Origin of the sequence: Methanobrevibacter sp., assembly GCF_015062985.1 — an archaeon.
Lineage (GTDB): Archaea > Methanobacteriota > Methanobacteria > Methanobacteriales > Methanobacteriaceae > Methanocatella.
The window spans coordinates 28,999-49,580 of record NZ_SUTI01000012.1 but is presented as its reverse complement, the minus strand read 5'-3'; the positions used below and the strand labels follow the sequence as shown (position 1 = coordinate 49,580).

Below are 20,582 nucleotides of genomic sequence, written 5' to 3'. Positions count from 1 at the left end.
TTTTCTTTCTATTAATTATATATTTGAGTTTTAGTGGGCAAATCGATAAGTATTCGAACTATATCATACGTTTTATACGAATTATTCGTATTATTTTAGTATTTTCTTTATATGAAATTGTTTTTAAAAATTAGTTTTGAATCTTTATATTTGGATTCTCTTTCTATCATATTAATTTGATATTGTAACATTTTTTGCTAATACAATAAATAAGAGGGTAAACATGGTAATTCCATAAGCCCATAAACTTGTAGGTGCAAGGGAGGTTGGTGGAAAAGTTATACAAAATACAACGGCAAAAACTAATCTAGCATCATAATTTATCTCGTAATAATAGATTATGCTGAATACTAATGTAAGAATAGATATTGCATAATCTGTCACCAAAACCTCTAAAAAGAAATGGTATTGTAATAGGATATACATTATTATTGCTGTTACAAACAAACCCAGTAGGCCAAGTGCATTTTCCCAAAATATCGAATTTTCATCTAATTTTAATCTAGACCACACTGATAATGGATATAACATGGCCAAAAATCCCGCATCAGGCCCAATAAATATTGTTAAGATACAGAGGGCCTCAGCTATACCATGTGTGTTTATATCAATGCCATATTTTCTATCAATTAAAAATAATATTAACATGTTAATAGAAAAGCAGGCTAAAATGGCACTAATTAGCATGTCTATATTAAAAGCAACTGAAACTAAAAGCCCGATTAAATATGAAATTAAATAGGTTAAAGGCGGAATATCATTTATATTTTTAAATTTAGAGGATATTAACGGTATGAATGATAGGAATATGACCAGCAGTATTAATGAACTGATATCTGCATTGGAATTATGAAAATAGGTGGAACATATTATTACTAATGTTAGAATAATTCCAACTATCGATTTGTTGGTTATTAAAGAAATTCCACGTGCTATTTTAGATGCCATGTAATAAATTTTTGATTTCAATTTAGTTAAATATAACTATTAACCAATAATTTTCATTATAAAAATGAAAAGGTTTTTGGAGGCAGATAAATAATATTGTCTCTTTTTTCAATTGTATCGGTTGTATTTGAAATCATTATTCCATAATCTGCATTGTAGCGTTCAATTGCTGAAGAAATTTGTCTTTTCTTTTTTTTACCCATGCTCACTTCTATTGGTATTGCCTTTTGGAATTCCCCTTGAATTATAAAATCAACATTTGTCTTGTCTTCCGGATCATAATAAAGCGTGAAATAGTTTCCATCTTCATTGCTTAGATAGAATAATGTTGATGCAACGAGATTTTCCAGCAAAACTCCAAGATATGCTTTTTTGTTTGAATTCAGATTGCCTATAGATGAGGTTAGGATGTGCTTTATGCTGGATGTTGCAAAGAAATATTCCCAGGATTTTATGGATCTTTTAGGTGATGCAATATGAGGTTCACAATGGAATATCAATTGGGTTTTTTCCAAAATGTCAAGGATGTTTCGAATGTTTCCTTTTGAGGTTCCAAGATATGTTCCCATCTTTTCCTGGGAAATGTCTCCCGGCTTTTGAAGAGCCAAAAATCTCAATAGCCGATTGGCATGTGTTTGACTGTCTGAAGTTATTGAAGATATTGTTCCCATATCATGAGATATTACTTTTTTAACCATCCCTGTGATATTTTTGCAGATTATATGGGGGTTGGTTTCAAATAGTGATGTTGGAAAACCACCATATTTCAGATATTCGTCCCAATCAGTTGTGGAATATCCGTTTAAGTTAATCAAATCCTGATTGATTTGCTGTTCGCATGTAATTGCCTCTTCAACTTCTCCCGTAAATATTAGCTTTTTAAGGGAGGATGAAGCATTGCTTGCGTTGTAATTGTATTTTAATTTCAGGTGTTGATTGTAGTTTAGTGGAGTTATATTCTGTTTAATCAATCTTCTTGCGGAATCTGCATCGTATTCAAGGTTCAGTGCTGATGATCCTGTAAAAATCATGAATATGTTTTTGGTCTTGTCAAATATTAATTTTCCAGATAATGCCCAGTTTTTATCATACTGTGACTCATCGATAAGTAAAAATATCTTTTTATCTAATCTTCTTAATGTGGTATTGTGGTAAGTTTCTAAAAATTGCTTAACGACATCTATGATTTTAAAATCAATCACGTCATTTAAGTTTTCACAGGAAATGAATAAAATTTGGTTTGGATTGATGTTTTTGGTTTTGAATAGGTATTCATAGGTTTGATATAATAGTGTTGTTTTTCCTACACCTCTTAATCCTGGAAGTGCAAAATATCGATTAGGGGTTGTTTTTTCTAAAAACTCATCAATATGGTGTTTAATAAAATCAAACTCTTTTCTATATTCGAAATTTCTGCCATTTAAAGTCAATTCATTATTTAAAATATTTGGAATGTCAGATAATTCTTCTTTAATATAATCGCTGATAATTTCCTCTTTTTCGTACATATAAAATCACATCTGGAAAAAAAATATTTAATTACTTGGTTAAATATTTGACCACATAATATATAAATATGCGGTCAGATAATTGACCAATATATGCTTGTCATAATAAACAATATATATTTCATTAACAATAAACATTTGCCATCTGCGACTCTATGAAAAAACATAACTGTGATTTAGATAGGATAGTTTAACAATCCAGATTATATTATTGAATTTTATTTATTTTCCATTTCAAAAATTTTATAATTAGTAGAAAATAAATTTTTTAATAGAGAGTTGTGGTTCAAATCGATAAGGTTGCGAACTATATCATACGTTTTATACGAATTGTTCGTATTATTTTGGGTTTCTTTATAAAAAATAAAGCGTTTTCAGTGGAAAAGCATATAAGAAATATTATTCCATTTATATCCCTAATTATTGGTATTACCTGCACCGATAAGAACAATATATGAATTGCTTGATGGATTGATGTCTGTCAAGTTGATCATAGGAGTCATTACTTAAAAAAACCTGATGAAAGTTGAGAATATAATCGGTTGGCCTAACAATCAATGGGTCAATAAGATTACATATTTATACTAAAAAAATTATTATAATAATATAGTTAAAATCCATTACATGGATTAACTTTTCAGATATTTCTATTAGACGTGTATCCGAGTGGTCAAAGGAGTAAGATTCAGGGTCTTATGCATCAGTTGCTTCGTGGGTTCGAGTCCCACCACGTCTATTTCTTGTTTTTTTTTTAACTTTTAAGAGTAACTAGGGTTTTAAATAGTTTATTTTGCTTAACTTCCCACGGTAAGCTTTAAAGGTTTAATTACAACTACAAAACAAATTTTGTATCTGGTTTCAGTGCAAGATTTTGATAAGTATCGCAACTTTTATAAGTTTCATACGAATAGTTCTTGTTATTCTTGGGTTTCGTTATAAAAAATGAAGAGTTTTTAGTGGAAGAAATTCTTAAAAATACTAAAACAAGGATGAGAATCCTTGTTCATTGTATTTTTCTAATTTGAGTATATCATATTGTAACACCAATAATTCTTACAATAATGGAATATTGAAATCCATTAGCTGTCAGTTTGGTATTGCAGGAATATAGCTGTATTTTGATGCATCAAGGTTTATTTCTATTGGTGGAATATCAACCTTTGCACCTGTCATTTGTTGGGTTTCAGGGTTGCGCTGGATTTTAAATGTATTACTATTTTTGTTTTGTGCCCAAGTCACATTGTTCAGTAGTTGTTTCCCATCTTCGAATGCTTTTGTCTGCTTATCATTACAGTAGGAAGTGATATGCTCTGCCCTAGTATTATTGTCCTTTATTTTTGCTGCTTGTGCAATTACTTTCTTCATTCCACTGAACATATTGCTTTCTGCTTCATGCCAGAAATCTTGCACAGGCTTACCATAAATTTCATGGTTCTCTGGTCCAACACAGCGAGTGGTAAGGTCTTTAAACACATAATATGGATAATTATTCGTATCAAACACACCTTTGTCCTCTGCAGGTTGGTTAGCTCCATAAGCATCGCTGATATTAATACAATCATTGGATACTGGTATAAACACTCCATAAAGTTGCGGGCCGGAACTAATCCAATTAACGCATGACATTTCTGCTGGAAGATCTGTGAATATCTGTATTATGTGGGCACTTAGTACGGTATCACTTCCAATGACTCTCATATCAATTCTGCCGGTCTCATCAGGTGAATATTTTGTTCCTTCATATCTATTACGCAAAAGTTTAGCGACATCTTCCACTGAAACATTCTTATCTGGTGTAAAACAGAGAGGATACATTTCGTCATGATTGTAGTCCGCACTGTATTTTGAAGGTGCTAAAATTTGGTGTCCAATCCAAGTCCTCATATGGGAGTATTCTGTAGTAGTTGAATTTCCAGAATATGTATCAAACAAATTAATCTCATTATTTTTGCCGTGTACAGAAAAATTATTTTTTTCTGCAAGATTAATTAAGTCTTTAGATGTGATGTTGTCCTCGTAGTCAGATAAGTACTCTAGGGAATATTCATTACCAAAGACTGATGCTTTGTCGGTCGGCAATTTCACTGCAGCATACTGATGACCAGTATACATCTCCACATACCATACTTCGTTCTGATTAGCAATAATGGCAATATTTGATTCACTGCTGCCATACTTATCAATAATTCCCAAAAGACCTTTTCAAGTATGCGGAAGTTTTAGGATTCAATACCATTGAATATGTAATGGATAAAAACTAATTTAACTAATCAAGTTAAAGATTAATTCTTTAACTTGACTCTATTTTTAATATTTTTTCAAAAATAATCATTGCAAGTTATCATTATTTAAAAAGAAGATTGAATTGTGAAATGATTAGTGTTAATGTCAATTCTGACTAATTAAGTTAAATGAAAAAAATCAAGTATTAATTTTATGAAGCATTTCTTGTCAGAAACTGTCACTTCAAACACTGCCCGCGACGTTTTAAAAAAACATGAAAACCTTATCTTCCACCACTAAAACTTTAATAAAAAATGTCACAAATTTAAGTATATGAATGAAAATCTTTATGGAATGTTTGATAAAGTTTTACAAACTGAATATTCGATTATAGAAGAGGGCTCAAAAAAGACAATCAAACTGGGAAAAAGTGCAAAATACGGAACAATGGAAACATACACATTATTTGATGGAGTAATAATTGCTTTTATGGACATCACCGTTGATGACGCAGATAGCGTATTTTTTGAGGATAAACTCCCGTGTCGCATGCTTCAAATCAATCATTGTGCTAAAGGAAGATATTCATATGCAGTAGGAGATGACAGGATTGTTTACTTTGGAAAAGGAGATTTGTGCGTTAGCATTTATGATTTAACAAAAACGATTTCCGATTTTCCATTAGGATATTATGAAGGCTTGGAGATTTTCATTGATGTTGATGTTGCAAACAAACATATCAAAGGCCTCATTCCTGATTTTGATTTAATTGAGTTATACGAAAGTTTAGAAAAATCCAAAGGTTATAGGTTGCTTAGGGCAAATGAAAAAATCGATCATGTGATTGGTGAGATATATTGTGTCGATGATAGAATTAAGGAACCCTATTTCAAATTAAAATGTCTGGAATTGTTGTTATTTGTCTCTATAGCTAGAGAAACTAAAACAGAATCATTATCTCTTTCTAAAAAACAAGTTGATATTATTGAAAATGTTAAAAATGATTTAATCAATGATTTGCAAAGTAAAATCACCATTGATGAATTGGCTGATAAATATGGCATTAGCAAAACAACTTTGAAGAATTTCTTTAAGGAAGTTTATGGAAAACCTATTTATAAATGGAGAAAGGAGTACAAACTTGATTATGCCTGTCGATTGATTGGAGAAGGAGATTTGAATATTTCGGAAATCTCCAAACAGGTGGGATATTCTTCACCTTCAAAATTTAGCCAAGCATTTAAGAAGTATGTGGGCTGCACCCCCTCAGAGTATAAAAATAACGTTTGACTTTTTGGTATAGTTTTGTCCTTTTAGTTCAAATAACTATATATGCATATTTTAAAATAGTTATTAATGAAAACAAGGATATGCCTAATTATTTTTTTTAAAAATACAAACAAAATTGTTCTTTTATTTATTTTAAGATATTTTAAAAGAATATCCTTTTAGGGTTATTTTAAATTTTTAGGCATTCCTAAATTAAATTTTAAGGAGTTTATTATGTCAAATACTCAAAGTAAAAATAAATTCATACGATTATTGAATTATTCGGGCAATTATAAATATCTGTCAATATTGGGTATGATATTGTCTGCTTTAAGTGCAATATGCCTGTTAATCCCATTCATATACATATGGAATGTTGTAAATGCCATCTTAACTGTTGCGCCAAACTTCTCTCAGGCACAGAACCTGGATACATATGCATTCAATGCATTTGCATTTGCAATAGCCGGAATTGCTCTAAACTTTTTCGGCTTGATGGGAACACACCTATCTGCATTTAAAAACGAAAAGAATATGAAAGATGCAGCGATAAATCACTTGCTTAAACTGCCGCTGGGATATTTCTCAAACCATACCAGTGGAGGACTGAGGAAAGTAATTGATTACAGTACTTCAAAAACTGAAACATTTTTGGCCCACCAGCTGTTTGACCTTACAGGAGCCATTGTGACTCCAATAGCATTTCTGATATTGTTATTCAGCTTTGATTGGCTTTTAGGTTTAATATGTTTAATACCAATCGTATTATGTTTCATATTCATGTATCCGATGTTTTCTTCTGAATCCCAAAACATTATGGTTCAATATCAGACTTACCTGGAAAAGATGAACGGTGAAGCAGTGGAATATGTTAGGGGAATTCCAGTTACAAAGGCATTCCAGCAAAGTGTTTATTCATTTAAAAACTTCATTGACGCTATCAAGAATTATGCAAAATTCTCAGCCAATTATTCCCTGTCAACTCAGCTTCCGATGACTGCATTTACTGTATCCATTAACGGATTTTTTGCACTGTTGATTCCTGCCGGAATATTGCTTGCAGGATCTGTAGTTGATAAAAAGTTCCTAGCCGATTTCATGTTTTATGTAATCTTCACCCCGATTTGCGCTGTAATGATGAATAAAATAATGACAGTTTCACAGGATTGGATGCTGGCAAGCCATGCTTTGGGAGGCATTGAAGAAATTTTAGCCGAAAAACCTTTAGTTGAAACAGACAATCCTCAAAAGCCTAAAAATCATTCAATTGAATTTGAAGGAGTCTATTTTGACTATGAAAAGACTGATGGTGATGAACATATCTTAAATGACGTTGATTTAAGAATCAATGAAAATGAAACTGTTGCATTAGTTGGGCCATCCGGTGGCGGAAAAACAACAATAGCTTCATTAATACCAAGATTCTGGGACGTTGATGAAGGTTCTATTAAAGTCGGTGATGTTGACGTCAGGGATATCTCAACAAAAGATTTAATGGAAAACATTTCATTCGTATTCCAAAACACCACATTGTTTAAAGATTCAATCTACAATAATGTGGCCATCGGTCGTAAAGGGGCTTCCAGAGAAGATGTTAAAAAGGCATTAAGCTTGGCCCAGTGTGATGATATCATTGATGAATTGCCTAATGGAATCGATACTGTAATCGGAACTGAAGGAACATATCTTTCAGGAGGTCAGCAGCAAAGAATTGCGCTTGCAAGAGCTATTCTTAAGGATGCTCCAATCATTATTCTGGACGAAGCTACCGCTCTAGCAGATCCGGAAAATGAATATATGATTCAAAAGGCGATTTCAGAAATCACCAAAGATAAAACCGTCATTATGATTGCACATAGATTGTCCACAGTCAAGAATGTGGATAAGATTTATGTTGTTGAAAACGGACGGATTGTAGAAGAAGGCAATCACGATAATTTAGTTGAAAATCAAGGCCTTTATTCAAGAATGTGGGATGAATTCAACCAATCCATTCAATGGAAAGTAAAAAGTGAGGTGGCATAAATGATATCTGAATATTTTACTGAAAGATTTGGACTTACAAAAGAGGGTTCCGATAACTTAATTAAAGGAATCATCTACACAGCGCTTTTAAACATTGCATTCATGTTGCCTGTCGGTTTATATGCATTGCTCATTTACATGTGGATAGGACCATTGACCGGTGGGGAAATAATTGATCCCAACCTCGGAATGTTTATCGTATTGATATTGATTGTTTTGGGAATCATCTTTGCATTGGCATGGAAACAATACCACTTCGTATTCAATACAACATACACAGAAAGTGAAAACAGAAGAATCAATCTGGGTGAAAACTTAAGAAAGCTTCCATTGTCATTTTTCGAAAACAGGGACCTGGCGGACCTTACAGCAACAATCATGAATGACTGCACCGATTTGGAACATGTCTTCTCACATGCCATTCCACAATTGCTCGGTTCAATTATTTCACTATGTCTTGTTGCAATTGGTATGTTAGCCTTTGATTGGAGATTAGCTATTGCACTATTGTGGCCGGTCCCTGTTGCTTTTGCAATATTATACGCTTCAAAAATTCTCATCTACAAAGGTGGGGAAATTGTCATGGCAGATTTGCTTGACTGCGGAGACAGAATGCAGGAATGCATAGAATCTGTTAGAGACTTAAAGTCATACAACCATCAGGACGAATACTTTGGAAAGATTTCTGCATTAACTTCCAAAATTGAAAAATCAAGAATCAAAGCGGAATTAATGGCCGCTGCCGGAGTGATAACAGGTAAAGTTGTCTTGAATTTAGGAATAGTTTCCGTAATTCTTCTAGGCTCCTACTTGATAATGAATTCACAAGTGTCCCTCTTCACACTTCTGATATTCCTGATAGCTTCCGCTACAGTTTATGCCCCTGTTGAAAACGGTTTGATGTTTTTATCTGAAATACTCATGATGGATATAAAAATTGAAAGAACAAAAGAAATCGAATCATTGGTTGTTGAAGAAGGGCTAACCGAATATTCGTTAGACGGTTATGACATTGAATTTAAGGATGTCGATTTCAATTATGATGATTTGAAAAATGTTTTGACCGATATTAATTTTACAGCAAAACAGGGAGAAGTCACAGCACTTGTAGGTCCTTCAGGTGGCGGAAAATCCACTGTTTCAAAACTGGCGGCAAGATTCTGGGATCCAGTTTCTGGTGAAGTAATTTTGGGAGGCCAAGACCTGTCAAAATTGGATAGTGAAAAACTTCTGGAAAACTTTTCAATTGTTTTCCAGGATGTGATACTGTTCAATACCTCAATTCTGGAAAATATCAGAGTCGGGAAAAAGGATGCAACCGATGAAGAAGTAATAGAGGCTGCACGCCTAGCTGAATGTGAGGAGTTTGTCCAAAAGCTGCCTGATGGGTATAATACAGTCATTGGTGAAAATGGTGAGCTATTGTCCGGTGGTCAAAGGCAAAGAATTTCAATTGCAAGGGCAATGTTGAAAGACGCCAATGTGATTCTTTTGGATGAGGCAACATCATTTTTGGATGTTGAAAATGAATCCAAAATCCAAAAAGCATTATCAGAGCTTATTAAAAACAAAACCGTGATAATTATTGCTCACAGGATGCGTACAATAGCCAATGCCGATAAAATTATAGTTCTCGATGAGGGTAGAATCTCCGAGCAAGGTTCACCTGAGGAATTATTGGCTCAAAATGGACTATTCAAAAAAATGGTCGATTTGCAAAATTTAAGTGGGGAATGGGCAATCTGATTCCCTTAAAAAACTTTAGGAGAAAAAATTATGTCTGAAAGATTAAATGTAAAAGATTTAATCACTGTCGGTATTTTTGCAGTGATTTTAATAGTGTTGATATTTGCATTTGGAATGCTGGGATATATTCCTATTTTAATGTTGGCACTGCCGATATTGGCAGCGTTGATTTGTGGAATCCCATACATGTTGTTTTTAACAAGGGTTTCTAAATTTGGAATGGTTACACTACTGGGATTAATTCTGGGAATTGTAATGTTTTTAAGCGGACACACATGGGTGCCTATAGTTGTATTTACCTTATTTGCATTCATTGCTGATTGTATCTTAAAAATTGGGAATTATTCATCAATGAAAAACTCAATTATAAGTCATGGTGTTTTTATAATGGGAATTATGGGTAATATGTTGCCGTTTTTCATTTTGAGAGATTATTTCATGGAAGCAATGCGCGTTTCAATGGGAAATGATTATGTTAATGTCATTGCGCCCTTCCTTAACAATGGAGTTTTAATAATCCTATTTATTTTAACATTCATTGCAGGAGTTGCAAGTGCATATCTTGGAAAAATCGTGCTCAAAAAACACTTTGAGAAAGCCGGTATAGCTTAGGTGTGATTATGGGATTAGAACTAAATTTTAATCTGGATCCAAGAACTAAAATTATTATTCTGGTTATTTTAAGTTTTATGGTTTTTAATGATGTGTCACTATATATTAGTGGAATTCTAGTTTTAATTCCATTTATCTGCTTATTATTTTCAAATCATAAAAAATCAGCATTAATATATATTGTAGTTTATGTTCTGGCAAAATATATTCAAATTCATATTCTCCCCACTGCAACAGGACTGACTGCAATAATAATGATTACATTTAGCTATACTGTCTCTAGAATGATGCCCATTCTTATGATGGGATACTATACTATAACAACCACAAAAGTAAGTGAATTTATTGCATCAATGGAGAAAAGCAATATTCCCCGAGATATTATCATACCGGTTTCAGTTGTTTTTAGATATATCCCATCAGTAGTTGAAGAAATTAAATCAATAACTAATGCAATGAAAATGAGAGGCTTTGGATTAACTGTTAAATCCTTGAAAAACCCTTTAAAACTATTAGAATTTTATATGATTCCAATTTTAATCAGTGCGATTAAAACTGCTGATGAACTGTCAGCTGCCTCCTTAACAAGAGGACTTAGTAATCCAGAGCCTAGAACTCATTTGCTTGAAGTCAAATTAACCAAACTGGACTATACCCTTTTGGCAATAACATTCATCGGTTTTGGAATATATGCCTATAACTTTTTAAGAGGTGTTTTGATTGCTTAAAATGGAAGATGTTTCATTTTCATACGAAAACAATAGAAATGTTCAAAATATAACTGACATGAATTTAAATGTTGAAAAAGGAGAGGTCATTCTGCTTTGTGGCGAGTCAGGCTGTGGAAAAACAACGCTCACACGTTTCCTAAACGGTTTGATTCCAAATTTCTTTGACGGCAAACGTGAAGGAAGCGTTTATTTGGGCAGTGATTTAATCAGTGAAATGCCCATATATGAAATTTCAAAACATATCGGGTCAGTTTTTCAGAATCCGAAAACTCAATTCTTCAATGTTGATACGACAAGTGAACTGGTTTTTGGATGTGAAAATTTATCCATGAGTGTTGATGAGATTAAAAAAAGGTTAGATAGGGTAGTCAATGATTTTAATATTATTAACTTAATTGATAAAAACATTTTCAAATTGTCTGGTGGTGAAAAGCAAAAAATTGCCTGCGCATCAGTATCTGCAGTCGAACCGGATATTTTAGTTTTAGATGAACCTTCATCTAACTTGGATTCTAAATCGAGTTGGGATCTGGAAAATATTATTAAAAAATGGAAAAAGCAAGGAAAAACTGTGATTATAGCTGAACATAAGCTATTCTTTTTGAATGAAGTTGTCGATAAGGTAATATTTGTTAAAGATGGAAAAATTACTAATAAATGGTCAATTGACGAATTTAGGAATATAAATCATAGAGATTTTGGATTAAGGCAATTAAATCTAGATAATCTTGAATTAAAAGGAAAGGAATATTATTCTGATAATCAGGAATTTTTAGAACTTAAAAACTTCAAATTAAACTATGGTAAAACTCAAGTTTTAGATATCGATAATGTTAAAATTCCAAAAAATGAGATTATAGCCATCATCGGCAAGAACGGTGCTGGAAAATCAACGTTTGCAAATTGCTTATGCGGTCTTAAAAGAACCTGCAAAGGTGAGCTAATCTATGATGGAAAAACCCTAAAGCGAAAAGACCGACTTAATAAATCCTATATGGTAATGCAGGATGTGAATCACCAACTCTTTACAGAAAGCGTTCTTGATGAAGTCTTATTGAGCATGGATGAAGAGGATGTGGAATTGGCTGAAGGCATTCTTGAAAATCTTAATTTGATCCATCTAAAGGATGCTCATCCAATGGCATTATCCGGAGGTGAAAAGCAAAGGGTGGCAATTGCATCTGCCATAGCTTCTAAAAAGGAAATACTGATTTTTGATGAGCCAACAAGCGGGCTTGATTTGAAAAACATGATGAAAGTGGCTGAAAACCTAAGGTATCTGCAAAGCTTGGGAATCACTTCCTTTATCATAACACATGATTTTGAACTGATTTGCGAGACATGTTCTCATATCATGCATTTCGATGATGGCAAAATCATTGACAACTATAAGATTGATGAAAATAAGCTGAAAGATTTCTTCTTAAGATGTTAAACTCAACTTCAATAAAATTTAGGTATACCTAAATATTTATAGTATAAAAACATAATATTATTATGGATGAAAATCATTTGCCAACTTTTGGTGTGGGACCATATTTAGTTTTGATAATTGGAATCTTAACAATAATTTCCTCCATTCTTTCATACTACCATATAATTCCAGTTTATAAAATAAACGAATTAAATATGGTCTTTTTAATTTTTGGGATAATATTAATAATTTCTGGAATCGCTTTTTGGATTCAAGCGGTTCTAATCTCAAAAATTGACCGGGAAGTTGAAAACAATAAACTGGTTACAACTGGAATATACGCTTATGTACGTCACCCAATATATGCCGCATTTTTCTATATTGCAACAGGATTAATATTGATTAGCCAAAATATCATTTTATTTATCTTGCCGGTGATTTTTTGGGCATTTTTAACAGTTGCAATGATAAAAACCGAAGAGAAATGGCTAGTTGACAAATTTGGCAAAGATTATATAGAATATTCTAAAAAAGTTAACAGATTCATTCCGAAGGTGATTTGATGGGATTTTTTGACAATATGAGAAAACCAAAAGGAAAATTGGGAAATATACAATTAAAATCAATGAATAAAGAGCACACTCCGGTTTCACTATGGGGATTAAAACATTTGGACATAAAACCGGATGACATAGTACTGGACATAGGTTGCGGCGGCGGAATAAACATTAACAGAATGGCCAAAAAGGCAAAAATGGTATACGGTGTTGATTACAGCATCGAAAGTGTGAATCTATCCCGGGAGGTAAACCGCCAGGAAATATATGACGGTAAAGTCAAGGTTCTTGAAGGCAATGTCGCAAAGCTGCCTTTTGAAGACAACACTTTTGATATAGTCACAGCATTTGAAACCGTTTATTTCTGGCCGGATATTGAAAAATGCTTCGGCGAAGTTAAAAGGGTGCTGAAACCCGGCGGAACATTTTTAATTGGAATGGAGTCAAACGGATCAGATAATCTCATCATGAAATTCTGGAAACAATTTATTGACATGGAATTATACACTGACGAAGAAATTAGTTCATTTTTACGAAATAACAATTATAGCGAAATTACTGCTTATATAAGGGACGGTAGAAAGAAAGAAGAGATTATTAAATCCAATGGAAAAGAAAATAGGGTAAATGATGATTATAGTAATGTATCCTTTTCAGATAAGTTCGTTGACTGGGTAACAGTCGTTGCAAGAAAGTGATAATATGGGTGATTATGAAGGTGTTGAAGATACACTGTTCATTCCTCTAACTGCAAGAGTTAACATCTCTAAAATGTTCCCGGAGTATTTTCACGACAAGAAAGCTTTGGAGATGGAGAATCTGGTTAAAGATAAGCAGATTGAGAAAAAATCTTCCCAATATACAATGATGGCATCAGTTGCCAGGTCATACAATCTGGACCAGATGACTCAGGAATACATCGACAAGCATGACAAATGCAATATTGTCAATTTGGGTGTCGGGCTTGAAACATCATATTTCAGAATAGATAGAAAAAATTCCCATTATTTCGAAGTTGACCTGCTGACGTGATTGAACTTAGGAAAACTTACATAGGCATTGGCGAAAATGAAAAGTTCATAAAGGGAGATTTGTTTAAACTTGATTGGTGCAATGAATTAGACACCACTCTTCCAACATTGATGATAGTTTCAGGAGTGTTCCAATACTTCCATGAAGAAGAGATACTTGAATTTATCGGCAATGCAAAAGACATCTTTGGAAATGCTGAACTAATATTTGATGCCACCAACAAATTTGGAATCAGATATACAAATATCTATGTTAAAAGAACCGGAAATAAGTCTGCGTTGATGTATTTTTACATTGAAAACCCAAAGGAATTTGCAAAAAAAGCAAATTGCCAATTGATTGAGTGTAGAGGATTCTATAAAGACGCGCTTAAAATGTTATCCAATAAATTAAGTTTATATACAAAAATTTCGATGAAAATAGCTGATAAGAGAAATAACGCAATGATTTTACATTTAAGATTATGAAAATATATTGAATGATTAAAAATTAAGGAGGTTTTAAATTTGAGACATCGTGGCGGATCATCTTCAATAGGACTTTCGATTGGTAAATTAATCTTTTCAGAACTTTTAAATGCAAAGCACAAATTTCGATGGCGCATAGGAAATAATATTGACCAATGCAATCTGTGCGGGAAATGTGAGTTAATTTGCAGTGCAAATGCAATAACAGTAAGCAGGCACAACAAAACTATTGTTTGTTTTTTCTAGATTATATGTTAGTAATTTACCATTTTTTTAATCATTTTAATTAAATTAAAGAAAAAATTTTTTTTACATATCCACAAGACCTTATGGTACCATATCCAATTTAGATAATGCTCTGATCCAAATGATATGTCATGTTTTTTTTATTAAGAGATAAAAGGTGGCACTGACTTCAAATTCATCAGGCCTTTTCAAGCATTCATGGATTCCTTTAGAGCATACCCTATGTTTGAAATAATTAGTTAAATATTCGTATAAATGCTAAATTAAGGATTTGCATTCATTTTTTCATGATTTTGAGTGCAAATAAGCACTTACATTCGGAAAACTATTTATATAGGCTTTTTTAATGTATTATATGAGTGAAGTTCAATATTTTACGGAGAACTTCGCCAATTGAAAGATGTGGAGGTGAAATCATGATTGATGTTCCATATTGGGAAGGCACACTCTGGTATTAATGGTAAAACTTTCTTTCACTTGATGAGGAGTTTAAATCATTGGTTTTCTCATTTTAATAATGAAAACTTGCAGTAGGCCTCCATTGAAATAACTGTTCGCAAAAATGTTCCCTGTTGCGAATTAAGATAACTTATATAATAGTTGCCTGTTCGAAAGTCGAACTGGGCAGGTAACGAAATTCTCTTTTTTTTATTTTTCAGCGATTATGCATATCCAAGTTGTATCTTCATCCGTAAACGAGTCCTGTGATTCTTTTAAATGACATTCCAGATTCTGAAATCCTGCCTCATGCAGTGATTCCTCCAGTTGATTTTGGGAATAGATGTTCATATCCAACAGTTCAATCAGCTCCTTTTGACGCGCATCATTTTCCTTGGGCAGCGCTTCGTTAGCGATAAAGAGAATTCCATCCTCTTTCAATACTCTTCGAACTTCCTTTAAATCATTGATGAAATCCGGCCAAAAGTAAACGGTTTCAAATCCGGTAACTATATCAAAACTGCAATCACCAAAAGGCAACTCAGAAACAGACCCTTGAATAATATCACATCTGCCTTCAGAAATCGCATCTTCATTTAACAACCTTGATTTTTCACAGGCAACATTTGAATAATCTAGACCATATACCTTATTTTTAGTTATTTTGACAAACCTATCTACATTAACTCCCCCGCCACATCCGATGTCAAGAATAATATCATCTTCCGAAATGCTCAGATGACTCAAACTCCATCTTGCCAGGGCTTCGTGATTGACGTTCATGTTTTCAATCAGCTTATCCCCCAATTCACCCTCCGGCTTTCGTGCATTAACCAGAAGTTCTGGGTCTTCTATAATTCTGATGTTTTCATAGCTCATCATGTAACCTGCAGTTTCATAAAATGTCTTTAATGTCAAGAACAGGAGTGCCGTTTAGCATGTCAACTCCATTGAACTTAATGACATTTCCGTTAATCTCGGTTATTCGTATTGTTGAAACGCCAATTGGATTTGGTCTGTTGGGTGCATGAGTTGAAAATAATCCTTTAATCGGTCCGTTTCCCATAAAGGGAACTCTCTGCTTGAATCCTTTTGACTTGTGGAAATAAAATAGGACCATATACTCTTCACCGGCTTCCATGCTGGACATGCTTTCAAGGTATTCCTCATTGATAATCATTTCGGCTTCCACATCCATGGATTCCCTAGTGGACTTCGGCATGTTTGCAACGTCTTCAAAGGGGGACTTGATATATCCGATTGGTTTGAATACTATTTTCTCATCCATCAAATCATCTTCCGAATCATGAGTTTTGCCTGCATTCAAGCGGAATCACGCAGTTTTATGATTCCCTTCTTGCTGACTATCCTGTCGATTCCTGAGTTCTTTACCATTCTAAAGCATATAGGGCAAGGTTCTGCATCTTCTATTTCCACCCAATTTCCTTCAAGGTACTTTTCTCCCGCCAGATAAATGGTTGATCCCAGCATTTCATTTCTGCTTGCACTGATCATTGCATTCTGTTCGGCATGGACAGAAAAGCAGTCATCGTATTGGCCTGAATTGGATGGAAGATTCATTCTTTTACAGTTTCCTCTATCACAACAGTTTTCCTCTCCTCTTGGATTTCCATTATATCCTGTACTGATTATTTCATCGTTGTTGACAATTACCGCCCCGTATCGTCTTTTTAAGCATGTGCTTCTTTTTGATACTGCAAGAGCGATTGCAAGATAATACTCGTTTTTGCTCATACGGTTTGCATTGTTTTCATCTGCCATATGTTTTATCTCCTTTCCTTTAAAACTAAATAATTTTTGAATAATTGGCGAATACATTCATCATTTGGCCAATTGGTCCTTGTTATATTATTGGTGTTAATGCTAATTAAATTAGATGTAATTTTAAATTTTTTTTCTATTGTAGAGTTCTTTTCATCAAATCCGTTATTTAATCTTTCTATCTTTTTGCTTTAAATTACATGGTCGGTAATTAAAATTCGCTTTTAAAAAATCTATTGTAGAATTTTTCTCACATTTTTCATAAAATTATAATGTTTAAATGGCCTTTATTCTACTTGACAATGGATTTTATTCGATTTTTTAAGATAATTATTTATATGTGGTCTTATATACTTAATTATATAGAATATGGGGATTTTTCATGAATAATAGGATATTATGTACATTATTTTTATTTTTAATAGAATTTTTTTCAGCCGGTTCCGTTGCGCCGAAGATATGAATGCGGACTCTGCCGGCGTAATTTCACACGATTTAGTTGAAAGTGATGTGTTATCCATTGCTGAAGATGACATGAATATATTAAGTGATTAAAATGAAAGTCATTTATTCAGTGATTTGGATGATTTAATTTCTTCGGGAAGTGGCGTAATAAATTTAACTGCTGACTATACCTTTAATGAAGAAACCGATGAGGATTATACCTCTGGAATTTCTATTGTTAAGGATGTTGTCATTAATGGTAATGGCCATTTCATTGACGCCAAAAATAAAAGCAGAATATTCTATATTAATAATTCAATGAACAATGCCTTCAACAATCTTATCCTTAAAAATTCAAATGATGGTGCCATTATTCTTATTGGTGGTCTAAATACAACTAATGTGGAATTCATCAATTGTAGTTCTGATTATGGTGGAGCAGTATATGCTGATAGTTCAGTATATTTGAGTAAAAATGACCGGTTTGTGGATTGTTATGCTTCCGAATTGGGTTCTGCCATCTTTGGGAAAGATGCTTATATGGATGTTATTAACGCAACATTTGAAAGTGCCAGGGATATTGTGTGGGGTTTAATTTGCGCGAATCAAAAAACACAATTGGCGGTTGTAAATTCTACTTTTGCAAATATCCGTTCCAAGTATGCAACCGCGATTTATTGTGGTGATGAGGTGCAAGGTATTATTCTTAACTCCAAATTCATTAATTTATATGCAAATCGTACCGCAGGAGCGATTGGATTAAAAAATTCCAAAAGTATTACTATAATTGATTGTGATTTTATAAATGTTTCATCTGCTAAAAACGGAGGAGCAATTTTCGCTGATTTTAAGGATAGTGGGAATGTTGACATAAATAATACTTTGTTTGAAAATTGTTCATCTGAATTTGGTGGGGCTTATCTTCAATTGGGCGGTGGAGCGCTAATAGATACTACCAATTTCACAAATAACTTTGCAGAGTATAATGGGGGTGCAATTTACGTTTCAGACTCCGATTTCATGATTGATAACTCTGTATTTAATGGTAATAAAGTCAATACAACACATGAAGATTATCCAACTTATGGCGGTGCAATATTCGCTGATTTTGACTATATATCTATCACTAATTCTAAATTTAACAATAATTCCGCTATAAACGGCAGTGCCATATATCTTTATGATGAAAGTTATTCTCTTGAAGATTTAGAGTTTAACGGGAATGGCAATAATGCAGTTTGCACATTTTTCGATAAGAGTGATGCAAAAACATCCGGCCTGTCTGGGGCTGACAAAGTATCCAAGGATGATTTTAATAATACTTATTATCCTAGTGTTGTCGTAGGCAGCGGAATGGAATTGCAGCTTATCAATAACACTCCTGTCATTGCAGAGCTTCCGGCCAGGTATGATTTAAGGGAGGAAAATTTAGTCACACCCGTCAGAGACCAAGGTTATATGGGGGCTTGCTGGGCATTTGGAATGTATGAATCTTTAGAATCAGTATTATTGAAAGCGGCGAACTACTCTTCAGATTTTTCAGAAAATAATATGCAAAATTCAATGTTGGCATATTCACCTTATGCTTTTAAAACACTTTACAGTTATAAAAGAACGGAGGGGGGATTTGATGTAATTTCTTTAATTGCCTGAAAATTCTGAAGCAGGTTTGTTTGTGTATTTTAAAAAAAGAAAAGAAGAGAGAATTTGAGTGAAATTCTCTTTTTAAAGTTTTATTTTTTGCGATATGTGATAACCAGTGCAAACAGTGCCATCATCAGAACTGCAATAGGGTTACCAGTTGCATTTCTTGTGTCAACGCCTTTGAATGAAATATTTTCGGTTTTGTTTTCATCACTACTGTTGTCCGGCAGAGTATTGTTGTTGTCTTTGTTGATTTTAATGGAAAATGTTGAAGAACTGCTGTTGTAGTATTCATTTCCTTGATAATAGACATCCGCCACAGTGTCATTTTCAGGAAGCACAACATCCTTGAATGTTGCAACACCATCAACAACTTCTGTGGTGTATGTTTTACCATCAATGGTTAATGTAGCGGTACCGTTTTTAACAGGATTGCCGTTTCCATCCATAATTTCGACTGAAATGTCAATTTTTTCACCTGCTTTTCCGCTGATGTCTTTGGCGGAAGGAGGATTGGTGTTTTCTTTTTCAACATTTACAGCTATTGAAGACTCAGATGAGGAAGCATAATAATCATTTCCATTATAAATAATGCTTGAATTATAAGTTCCCGGACTTGGCAATTCCACATTAAATGTTGCTTGACCGTTTTCCACAGTAGCATTATAAGTCTCTCCATTCAAATTCAAAGTAACAGTTCCATTTTCAACCGGCCTGCTGTTCTGGTCCAAAACAGCAACAGTAATGTCCCTTTCATCACCAGGTTTACCTGAAATGTCATCCCCTGAAACGCTAGTGTTCAATTTAGATATTGTAACTGTTGATTCAGCTTGAATATCCTCAGAATCACTTGAGTAGGTTACTATGTATGGGTAAGTACCTGGAGCGCCTAATTTGACCTCGAAGACAACCTTACCGTCTGAAACTTGATAAGTGTTGGAATCATCTGCACCTAAAACCGGATATGGTGTAAATGCAAGCAGTAGTTTTTCATCGTACCGGATGCTTAAACTAGCAACTCCCTCATTTACAGGATCACCATTTTCATATTTGAACTCGGCAGTCAAGTTAACCACTTCACCTGCATAACCGGAAATTGCATCAATAACAATAGTAACAACATGTTTTACATGTAATTTGGAACTACTGGATGTGCTAGTGTGGTTTTCATCTGTGATTGTGGTTAATTTGATAGTATAATCTCCAGCATCCAATCCGGAAACAGTAATTGCCTCTTCAGGACCTAAGGTGCCGTTAGCAACAACTTCATTGGCAGTATCCACGATTTCATAATACACTTCACTAGCATTTGTACTTGTAACCGGAATGCTGACTGTTTCACCGTAGCTCAAGTTAACGTCTTCAGCGCTTACTGATGAAGTGGCTGGTTTTACTGTGATTTTTGATGTATAGTTGTTTGTTGTGTGGTTTTTGTTAACTTGTGTTGTTAAGTTAAGGATGTATTCGCCAGCTGCTAGGTCTAAATCGGTTATGTT

Annotated in this window: 18 protein-coding genes and 1 tRNA gene; 12 read left to right on the top strand and 7 right to left on the bottom strand. The window is 33.6% G+C overall.

Going from position 1 to position 20,582, the window contains the following annotated elements; translation table 11 throughout:
• Positions 1–171: 171 nt before the first annotated feature.
• Positions 172–948, bottom strand: a complete 777-nt coding sequence (locus tag E7Z77_RS06825) for a hypothetical protein (RefSeq protein ID WP_292751875.1) — start codon at positions 946–948, stop codon at positions 172–174.
• 56 nt (positions 949–1,004) lie between these two features.
• Positions 1,005–2,456 (bottom strand): AAA family ATPase, encoded by a 1,452-nt coding sequence (locus E7Z77_RS06820; protein ID WP_292751872.1) that lies wholly within the window; start codon positions 2,454–2,456, stop codon positions 1,005–1,007.
• A 652-nt stretch (positions 2,457–3,108) separates the two neighbouring features.
• Between E7Z77_RS06820 and E7Z77_RS06815 the strand changes: the two genes are divergently transcribed.
• A tRNA-Leu gene (locus tag E7Z77_RS06815) sits at positions 3,109–3,192 on the top strand.
• A 350-nt stretch (positions 3,193–3,542) separates the two neighbouring features.
• Here E7Z77_RS06815 and E7Z77_RS06810 read toward each other — a convergent pair.
• Complete coding sequence (locus E7Z77_RS06810; RefSeq protein WP_292751870.1) at positions 3,543–4,649, bottom strand: C69 family dipeptidase; 1,107 nt, start codon at positions 4,647–4,649, stop codon at positions 3,543–3,545.
• 363 nt (positions 4,650–5,012) lie between these two features.
• Here E7Z77_RS06810 and E7Z77_RS06805 point away from each other — a divergent pair, with 363 nt between their 5' ends.
• The 10 genes from E7Z77_RS06805 to E7Z77_RS06760 all read left to right on the top strand — a co-directional run bounded on the left by E7Z77_RS06805 (position 5,013) and on the right by E7Z77_RS06760 (position 14,532).
• Positions 5,013–5,969 (top strand): AraC family transcriptional regulator, encoded by a 957-nt coding sequence (locus tag E7Z77_RS06805; protein ID WP_292751868.1) that lies wholly within the window; start codon positions 5,013–5,015, stop codon positions 5,967–5,969.
• A 213-nt stretch (positions 5,970–6,182) separates the two neighbouring features.
• Complete coding sequence (locus E7Z77_RS06800) at positions 6,183–7,973, top strand: ABC transporter ATP-binding protein (protein WP_292751865.1); 1,791 nt, start codon at positions 6,183–6,185, stop codon at positions 7,971–7,973.
• Positions 7,974–9,719 carry an ABC transporter ATP-binding protein gene (locus E7Z77_RS06795; RefSeq protein ID WP_292751862.1) on the top strand — a complete coding sequence of 582 codons (1,746 nt, stop codon included), beginning with the start codon at positions 7,974–7,976 and terminating at the stop codon, positions 9,717–9,719. It abuts the gene before it with no gap.
• A 30-nt stretch (positions 9,720–9,749) separates the two neighbouring features.
• On the top strand, positions 9,750–10,331 hold the full coding sequence (locus tag E7Z77_RS06790; protein ID WP_292751859.1) for an MptD family putative ECF transporter S component: 582 nt from the start codon (positions 9,750–9,752) through the stop codon (positions 10,329–10,331).
• A gap of 8 nt (positions 10,332–10,339) precedes the next feature.
• Entirely contained in the window at positions 10,340–11,059 is a 720-nt protein-coding gene (locus tag E7Z77_RS06785) for an energy-coupling factor transporter transmembrane component T (protein ID WP_292751856.1), read from the top strand.
• Positions 11,052–12,497, top strand: a complete 1,446-nt coding sequence (locus E7Z77_RS06780; protein ID WP_366510255.1) for an energy-coupling factor ABC transporter ATP-binding protein — start codon at positions 11,052–11,054, stop codon at positions 12,495–12,497. Before E7Z77_RS06785 ends, E7Z77_RS06780 begins: the two co-directional genes overlap by 8 nt.
• Before the next feature lie 62 nt (positions 12,498–12,559).
• Entirely contained in the window at positions 12,560–13,039 is a 480-nt protein-coding gene (locus tag E7Z77_RS06775; RefSeq protein WP_292751853.1) for an isoprenylcysteine carboxylmethyltransferase family protein, read from the top strand.
• Positions 13,039–13,731, top strand: a complete 693-nt coding sequence (locus tag E7Z77_RS06770) for a class I SAM-dependent methyltransferase (RefSeq protein ID WP_292751850.1) — start codon at positions 13,039–13,041, stop codon at positions 13,729–13,731. Before E7Z77_RS06775 ends, E7Z77_RS06770 begins: the two co-directional genes overlap by 1 nt.
• 4 nt (positions 13,732–13,735) lie before the next feature.
• Positions 13,736–14,065 carry a class I SAM-dependent methyltransferase gene (locus tag E7Z77_RS06765; protein WP_292751847.1) on the top strand — a complete coding sequence of 110 codons (330 nt, stop codon included), beginning with the start codon at positions 13,736–13,738 and terminating at the stop codon, positions 14,063–14,065.
• Positions 14,062–14,532: a hypothetical protein gene (locus tag E7Z77_RS06760; RefSeq protein WP_292751844.1), complete on the top strand. Its 471-nt coding sequence runs from the start codon at positions 14,062–14,064 to the stop codon at positions 14,530–14,532. Before E7Z77_RS06765 ends, E7Z77_RS06760 begins: the two co-directional genes overlap by 4 nt.
• Before the next feature lie 894 nt (positions 14,533–15,426).
• Here E7Z77_RS06760 and E7Z77_RS06755 read toward each other — a convergent pair.
• The 3 genes from E7Z77_RS06755 to E7Z77_RS06745 are packed head-to-tail and all read right to left on the bottom strand — an operon-like array spanning position 15,427 to position 16,998.
• Entirely contained in the window at positions 15,427–16,095 is a 669-nt protein-coding gene (locus tag E7Z77_RS06755; RefSeq protein ID WP_366510256.1) for a class I SAM-dependent methyltransferase, read from the bottom strand.
• A 16-nt stretch (positions 16,096–16,111) separates the two neighbouring features.
• Positions 16,112–16,543: a tRNA (N6-threonylcarbamoyladenosine(37)-N6)-methyltransferase TrmO gene (tsaA, locus tag E7Z77_RS06750; protein ID WP_292751837.1), complete on the bottom strand. Its 432-nt coding sequence runs from the start codon at positions 16,541–16,543 to the stop codon at positions 16,112–16,114.
• Positions 16,540–16,998, bottom strand: a complete 459-nt coding sequence (locus tag E7Z77_RS06745) for a dCMP deaminase family protein (RefSeq protein WP_292751834.1) — start codon at positions 16,996–16,998, stop codon at positions 16,540–16,542. Before E7Z77_RS06745 ends, tsaA begins: the two co-directional genes overlap by 4 nt.
• A gap of 579 nt (positions 16,999–17,577) precedes the next feature.
• Here E7Z77_RS06745 and E7Z77_RS06740 point away from each other — a divergent pair.
• Positions 17,578–19,095, top strand: coding sequence for a C1 family peptidase (locus E7Z77_RS06740; protein WP_292751831.1), 1,518 nt, complete (start codon positions 17,578–17,580; stop codon positions 19,093–19,095).
• Positions 19,096–19,175: 80 nt separating this feature from the next.
• Here the strand turns inward: E7Z77_RS06740 and E7Z77_RS06735 are convergent.
• On the bottom strand, positions 19,176–20,582 hold a 1,407-nt coding region (locus E7Z77_RS06735), incomplete at its 5' end, for an Ig-like domain-containing protein (protein ID WP_292751828.1).